The sequence below is a fragment of the Noviherbaspirillum suwonense genome (assembly GCF_900182955.1).
In the GTDB taxonomy this organism is placed as follows: domain Bacteria; phylum Pseudomonadota; class Gammaproteobacteria; order Burkholderiales; family Burkholderiaceae_D; genus Noviherbaspirillum_A; species Noviherbaspirillum_A suwonense.
This window is the reverse complement of record NZ_FXUL01000053.1, coordinates 1-6,321: the sequence shown is the minus strand read 5'-3', so window position 1 is coordinate 6,321 and position 6,321 is coordinate 1. Positions and strand designations below refer to the sequence as shown.

The 6,321-nt window shown below is 54.4% G+C and carries 7 protein-coding genes; 5 read left to right on the top strand and 2 right to left on the bottom strand.

Going from position 1 to position 6,321, the window contains the following annotated elements; genetic code table 11:
* The first annotated feature begins 169 nt into the window (after positions 1-169).
* The 3 genes from tnpA to tnpC are packed head-to-tail and all read left to right on the top strand — an operon-like array spanning position 170 to position 2,480.
* Positions 170-553: an IS66-like element accessory protein TnpA gene (tnpA, locus tag QOL82_RS28910; RefSeq protein WP_283445784.1), complete on the top strand. Its 384-nt coding sequence runs from the start codon at positions 170-172 to the stop codon at positions 551-553.
* On the top strand, positions 550-897 hold the full coding sequence (gene tnpB / locus QOL82_RS28905; RefSeq protein WP_283445783.1) for an IS66 family insertion sequence element accessory protein TnpB: 348 nt from the start codon (positions 550-552) through the stop codon (positions 895-897). The genes tnpA and tnpB overlap by 4 nt, the downstream gene beginning before the upstream one ends.
* A gap of 29 nt (positions 898-926) precedes the next feature.
* Positions 927-2,480 carry an IS66 family transposase gene (tnpC, locus tag QOL82_RS28900; protein ID WP_283445782.1) on the top strand — a complete coding sequence of 518 codons (1,554 nt, stop codon included), beginning with the start codon at positions 927-929 and terminating at the stop codon, positions 2,478-2,480.
* 50 nt (positions 2,481-2,530) lie between these two features.
* Here the strand turns inward: tnpC and QOL82_RS28895 are convergent, their stop codons facing one another.
* Positions 2,531-3,208: a hypothetical protein gene (locus QOL82_RS28895; RefSeq protein ID WP_283445781.1), complete on the bottom strand. Its 678-nt coding sequence runs from the start codon at positions 3,206-3,208 to the stop codon at positions 2,531-2,533.
* A gap of 513 nt (positions 3,209-3,721) precedes the next feature.
* Between QOL82_RS28895 and QOL82_RS28890 the strand changes: the two genes are divergently transcribed.
* Positions 3,722-4,567, top strand: a complete 846-nt coding sequence (locus tag QOL82_RS28890) for a C40 family peptidase (RefSeq protein ID WP_283445780.1) — start codon at positions 3,722-3,724, stop codon at positions 4,565-4,567.
* The gene (locus tag QOL82_RS28885) at positions 4,564-5,772 is read left to right on the top strand and encodes a S1 family peptidase (protein ID WP_283445779.1); all 1,209 of its coding nucleotides are present in this window, start codon (positions 4,564-4,566) and stop codon (positions 5,770-5,772) included. Before QOL82_RS28890 ends, QOL82_RS28885 begins: the two co-directional genes overlap by 4 nt.
* Here QOL82_RS28885 and QOL82_RS28880 read toward each other — a convergent pair.
* Positions 5,752-6,108 carry a hypothetical protein gene (locus QOL82_RS28880; RefSeq protein ID WP_283445778.1) on the bottom strand — a complete coding sequence of 119 codons (357 nt, stop codon included), beginning with the start codon at positions 6,106-6,108 and terminating at the stop codon, positions 5,752-5,754. The genes QOL82_RS28885 and QOL82_RS28880 overlap by 21 nt on opposite strands.
* Between the last annotated feature and the right edge of the window lie 213 nt (positions 6,109-6,321).

The window sequence follows — 6,321 nt, the reverse complement described above, 5'->3', positions numbered from 1 at the left end:
CGCCAGGCAATACTGTCATGTGGCGCGGACTGACCCGCCTCATTTACATTGAGCTTGGCTTCAATATCGGGACAGAACTTATGGGTAAATGAAAGCGCATAAAGGCCGTCTGTACACGGGACGAATGACGCGCCAAAGTAGTGCCCACCAAATAGTAGTGGGGACCACTTTGAACACAAGCATCAAGCCAGGCAGCCGGAAGGGTCGCCTCAATTACGATGTCGCCTTCAAGAAGCAACTGGCAGTGGCGGCCTGTGCGCCGGGTATATCAGTGGCACGTCTGGCTCTGGAGCATGGCATCAATGCGAACATGCTTCATAAGTGGCGGCGTGAGCATCTTGCTGTTGCCGGCAGCGGCGGCAATGAATTGCAGGCCACTGAATTTTTAGCCGTAAGTGTTGAGCCCTCTCGCCAGCCAGCGGCACTGGTATCGAAGCCGCCCGTATCACAACAAGGAATTATCGAAATCAGAATGGGAGCGGCACTCCTGCGCCTGGAAGGCGCGGTCGATGCAGCGACATTGGCGCAGGTGCTGCGCCACCTGCATCCATGATCGGCCTTGCTGCCGGCACCCGGATCTGGATCGCCGCCGGCGTCACCGACATGCGCTGCGGCTTTCAGGGACTGGCCGCCAAAGTGGAAACGGCGCTAGCGGCCGATCCGTTCAATGGGCACGTATTTGTCTTTCGCGGCCGCCGCGGCGACGTCATCAAATTGTTGTGGTCCACCGGCGACGGCCTATGCCTGCTAACCAAGCGTCTTGAGCAAGGCCGGTTTGTGTGGCCGCAGGCCACCAGCGGCTCGGTGTCTCTGAGCCCGGCGCAGCTTTCGATGCTGCTTGAAGGAATTGACTGGCGGCAGCCGCAGCGCACCTGGCAGCCCAGATCGGTGTTGTAAACTTCCTCGGGTGTGCGTAAGCTCCGCGCATGCCTGCTTCCTCGCCACTGCCCGACGATATCGATGCCCTCAAGGCGATCGTGCACGCGCAGCAGGCATCAATGGACCAGATGACGATGGCGCTGGCGTCACGCGCACTCGAGGTCGAACAACTCAAGCTGCTAATCGCCAAACTGCAACGCATGCACTTCGGCCGTAAGTCCGAGAAGATTGACCGCCAGATCGAGAAGCTGGAGTGCCGGCTGGAAGATCTGCTGGCCGAAGAAGGCGTGATCGATGCGCAGCCATCAACCACTGCGCCGACGCCGCCGCGACCACCGGCAACGCGGCCGGCATTGGCGCCGGAACTGCCGCGCGAAGACCGCATCCTGGATCCTGCCGAGCAAGCCTGCCCGGACTGCGGCGGCGATCTCAAGCCACTGGGCGAAGACATTTCCGAACAACTCGAGATCGTCACTGCCGCGTTCAAGGTGATCCGCCATATTCGGCGTAAAAAAGCCTGTGCCTGCTGTGACTGCATCGTGCAGGCGCCTGCGCCAAGCCGTCCAATCCTGCGCGGTGTCGCCGGCCCCGGTTTGCTGGCGCATATTCTGGTCGCCAAGTTTGCCGATCATCAACCGCTGTATCGTCAGTCCATCATCTATGCACGGCAAGGTGTCGAGATCGACCGCTCCAGCATGGGCCGCTGGGTCGGTGCCTGCAGTGCACTGATGGCACCACTGGTTGATGCACTGCGCCGTCATGTCATGGCGGGAACGAAGCTGCATGCTGACGACACGCCCGTGCCGGTGCTTGCGGCAGGCAAGGGTCAGACGAAGACAGGCCGACTCTGGACCTACGTGCGCGACGATCGCAGTGCGGCATCGACCGTCGCCCCTGCAGTCTGGTTCGCCTACACACCGGACCGCAAGGGCATTCACCCGCAAACGCATCTCGCCGGGTTTCACGGCATTCTTCAAGCCGACGCTTATGCGGGCTTTAACGCTGTTTATGAAACAGCTCGAGTGCAGGAGGCGGCTTGTTGGGCACATACCCGTCGCAAATTCCATGATCTGCATGTCGTCCATCCAACGGCATTCACGACCGAGGCGCTGCGACGCATCGGCGCGTTGTATGAGGTTGAAGAATTGGTGCGCGGCAAGCCGCCGGATATGCGTCGGCAGGTTCGCCAGGAACAATCGCTGCCGCTGCTGGCCGATTTCGAGACGTGGCTGCGCACCCGCTTGCCGACACTCTCAGCCAAGTCTGACACCACTAGGGCGATCAATTACGCGCTCAACCAGTGGCAGGCATTGTTGCTGTACTGCGATCACGGCATCGCCGAGATCGACAACAATGCAGCCGAACGGTCATTGCGGTCCGTGGCATTGGGACGCAAGAATTTCCTGTTCATGGGCGCCGACAGCGGAGGTGAGCGCGCCGCGGCAATGTACACGCTGATCGGAACGGCCAAGCTCAACGGCATCGATCCGGAAGCGTATCTGCGCCATGTACTCACGCATATCGCTGATCATCCAATCAACCGGATCAATGAATTGTTGCCCTGGGTCGTACAGGGGAAGCTCGCCGTCGCTGCTGACTGAATCCGAAATCTTTAACGGGGACTGACGTCAAGACGGCCTTCGTGAGCCGATTACCGATGATCCTTATGCAACGTAAAGTGATTGTGGACTTTGGCCTCCAAAAGGAGAGCATCCAACTCGTGCAACACCGTTGAGAAATAGATGGCTTTCAAATCCGACCTGTATCGTTCTTCCAAGCCTCTGCGTGAAATGCCAACTTTCAAAGTTCTTACTTCATAGGTTTCGATTTCCATCACGCCAAGCGTGGTGTCGACACCTTTTTCACCGGTCTCAAGCAGTTGCCTGATCCTGTTTTCAGCATATCCACACTGTTCGTTCCCGCAGCCAGGACACTTATAGGCAGACTTTCGAAGGTAGGCCGCCGTAGTTATAAACAGTCCGTGCTTCAAACACTCCAACTCGATCCTTGACGCACCCACTTTCGAATCGAAATGGACACTCTGTATTTTTATGCCATGAGGCACAAGGTGATCAAGTTCTTGGCGGATGGATGCTTCCGATAATCGTGAAGCTTCACCTACAGATTGCCGCGCGCAGAGTGCGCAACCAAGACTGCCATTCACCATCAGGTAGGTTGGCTTTGTCACTTCACTCTGTAAGTGCACTCTGCACCTGACAGTAATTTCTTTTGTCATTCCCTGAAAAGGGGATATCAATTCTAGCCTGTTCGAACAGTGTTCAGAGAACCAAGCTTTGAATTTCAAAGCCTGGGCTTCGAACTTAGACATGCTTCGTAACTGGTGCTCGCAATCAGGACCTCCCCCACCGTCATAACGCAAATGATCGTGTGGACTAACTGAAAATGTTATTTTGTGAAGAATGCAATAAAGATCTACCTTGGGCGTTTTCTGCGTTCGGTATTGCGCCATTGCACATTTATAGTCAACTGTATCCTCGTGCTTTCTGTTAGCGGCTGCTAGCCAATTTTTTAGGTTCCTTTGCCTTCGCTGGAGAATAGCAGCATCAGAATAGCGTGGTTTCAATCGCTTATCGGCGGAGTCAAGGCGTGGCATGGGATAGATGAAAGCGCAAAAATCAATATTGTCCCAAAAAATTCTCTTAGGAATTAACAGATACTTATGCCAAACCAATTTGTGACTTCTTCCACGCAATAAATTTGATAATCGCCAAGCTGCGTTTTACCTTCAACAGGAAATGTCACTGGTTTGCCTAATAAAATTGACACGATCGTATCTGGCTTAATTTGAAGTTAGATCACCTGTTTTCGTTAGGAGAATCCCATGGTGACACGCCGCGCTTTTGGTCTCTACACAGCTTCTTTGGCACTCCCATGCATGGCTCAGACGCCAAGCGCTATCAAACTCACTGAAGACCCTTTTCCGCCCTTGCCACCCGACCTGACGACAGCAAACAGTGAACCGGATTTTTTTAGTACGGAATTAGGGCAGACAGCCCTCGGTAAACTAGATCCGGGGAAAGAGCGGCGCGATTTTGCGCGGGCGATAATGGACGCAGCGCCTTGGGATTGCCGGCCTATCGACGTCGCCTATTATTTCCGCAATTTAGGCTTGGGAAAAACGCAATTCGGAGAAGAAGGACGTCCGTATGCACGGGGTTGGCCAAGGATTTACAATCCACTCGTCATCGAGCTGTTCACGGCAACTAATCTCAATCCTCTCGCGCCAGAGTTCGACGGCGACGCGACAGCATGGTGCGCAGCGTTCGTCAATTACTGCATTGCAAGAGCAGTGTCAAAAACCGGCAAAATCGGTGCCACTGAGCTGGCCAAAGGTACAGGCAGCGCTTCTTCCGGAAGCTTCCGTTGCTACGGCAAGGAAGTAAAAGGAAGAGAGCCGCGGGAAGGGGAAATTGGGGTATGGGTGCTCGACGGCACATTGAATAAATGCAAGTTTGGTAAAGGACTTGTTGGTTTTTACGCGGGTCCAAATGAAGACACCACGAAACCCTATTTCATTTGCGGAGGCAATCAGGGTGGAGATATCCTGAAGGGTACGCAGACGCGTAACGATGGTGTTTTCCTGAAGGCGATGCCAGTAAGATTTCTCGCTGTAAAGAAACCCGAGCGTTACAAGCGCCTGCTCAGCTTTAGGACTGATTATCTATGAAACCGCGCGCCTTGCACTGTCTGGCGCTCTACGGAGTCTGGAGCAGTGTCGCAGCTTGCCCGTTTTCAGCAGATGACCCTTTGCTTCGACTACGACCGCTCGCCGACCAGACCATTGTTCGAATCAACACCAATGGTCCACCAGGCTGTACCAATATGGGCACCGGCTTCTTTATCAATGCGGCCGGGGAAGTGCTCACAGCTGGCCATATCTTCCCGGAAAAATGTACGGACGAAAATACGTCAATTAACGTCCGCCTCGGCCACGATGCCTCGGCGACTGATTCTGATCCCATCGAGGCCCATGTGGTTGCCCGCAGCAGTCTCGACGTCGTGCTTCTGCGTCTAGAGAAGCAACCGGACAAAAAGTACCAATTTCTCAAAGTAGCCGCTGTACCCGGAAACGAATCCACATTTAAAAACCGCTGCGTATTGATAGCAAGCCATTATGAGACCCAGTTTGATACTTACTCGACGTTCGCTGAAATAGCATCGGTCGCGGTGATTGGCAGCAACGGATGGGCGCTCTCCGGCGAAGGTTTCAATCCGACCCGTAGTGGAAGCCCAGTCATTCTTGACGATGGTAGCGTTACGGCAGTTTTCCTTTCGCGGCCCGCTGACCCGACGAACCGCAATACCATTATTCAAAGCCGTGCCAATATTCTGCCCATCGCGCGTATCCCGACAAGCGAACTGCACATTTCCCAGATAGCAGCTAGAAATGGAACACTTCAGCCTTTTCCAAGCCAGCCGCTGGATAGCCAGTCGGCTCACGCCTCGGCCGTCAATTCGTCGTTCGGCATTTCCATCACTGTTAACGGTTACCAGACAAATCCCGCGCTTCCGGTCTATCTGGTCGCGAAAAAAGACGGAGGATTGAAACCCGTTGGTTCGCTGCTCGAAGCGGGGGCGACGGCGTTGGCCACGGGCAGCGACATTGTGAGGGAGGTTGTTGAGACCCGGCAGTTCAATGCTAGTCCTGGCTTCAGGTTTGACGCCAGCACACTAAAGATTATTACTGCGGCATTGAACCCACAGAAAACACCGCTGCCGACAAGTCCCTGTGATACACCGGAAGCAGCCGGCTGCTATATTCTCGGACCCAATGGAGATATACTCGAACTGCGTTTTAAGCTTTATCCCGGTATCGACGGCCGGCGCGCATGGGTCGATGGTGAAGTGCATCTAGTGCAGCGGCCTATATGAGTCGACCGATAGATACTTGCGTCGAGATCGAATAATGATCAAGACATACGAATCCAGCTTGGCGCCCCGCGCCGCCAGCTGTTTTGCCGCAAATTTGAGCAGCTCGATGAGCAGATCGCTCAGCGCAAACTGACGATCGAGAACTTCCAGATCGATGAGGCCGAAGAAATAGCGCCGGTGACAGAAACGGTCAAGGCGGCACGTGCCAAATGCACCCGCAAGCCGCTTCCCGCTCATCTGCCGAGCGACACCATAGTCAGCTATTAAAGGCTTACGATAACCGGCGAGCAAAGGTAGAACTAAACGAAACTTTTGCACGTCATGAGTTGATGACATTGCTAGGGTGCATTTCGGCGAACTTCTCTGACTGACCTGTGGCCTTGTTTATACAACCCATTAGTATTTCCGTCTAAAGACTTACAGCGAACCGCATAGCCGTAAGCGTGACGCCACTCTTTCATTTACCCATAAGTTCTGTCCCGATATTGAAGCCAAGCTCAATGTAAATGAGGCGGGTCAGTCCGCGCCACATGACAGTATTGCCTGGCG

Bases quoted from the DNA above. Each gene is read 5' to 3' on its own strand.
- tnpB (WP_283445783.1), top strand. From the start codon at position 550: ATGATCGGCCTTGCTGCCGGCACCCGGATCTGGATCGCCGCCGGCGTC.
- tnpC (WP_283445782.1), top strand. From the start codon at position 927: ATGCCTGCTTCCTCGCCACTGCCCGACGATATCGATGCCCTCAAGGCG.
- QOL82_RS28895 (WP_283445781.1), bottom strand. From the start codon at position 3,208: ATGTCTAAGTTCGAAGCCCAGGCTTTGAAATTCAAAGCTTGGTTCTCT.
- QOL82_RS28890 (WP_283445780.1), top strand. From the start codon at position 3,722: ATGGTGACACGCCGCGCTTTTGGTCTCTACACAGCTTCTTTGGCACTC.
- QOL82_RS28885 (WP_283445779.1), top strand. From the start codon at position 4,564: ATGAAACCGCGCGCCTTGCACTGTCTGGCGCTCTACGGAGTCTGGAGC.
- QOL82_RS28880 (WP_283445778.1), bottom strand. From the start codon at position 6,108: ATGTCATCAACTCATGACGTGCAAAAGTTTCGTTTAGTTCTACCTTTG.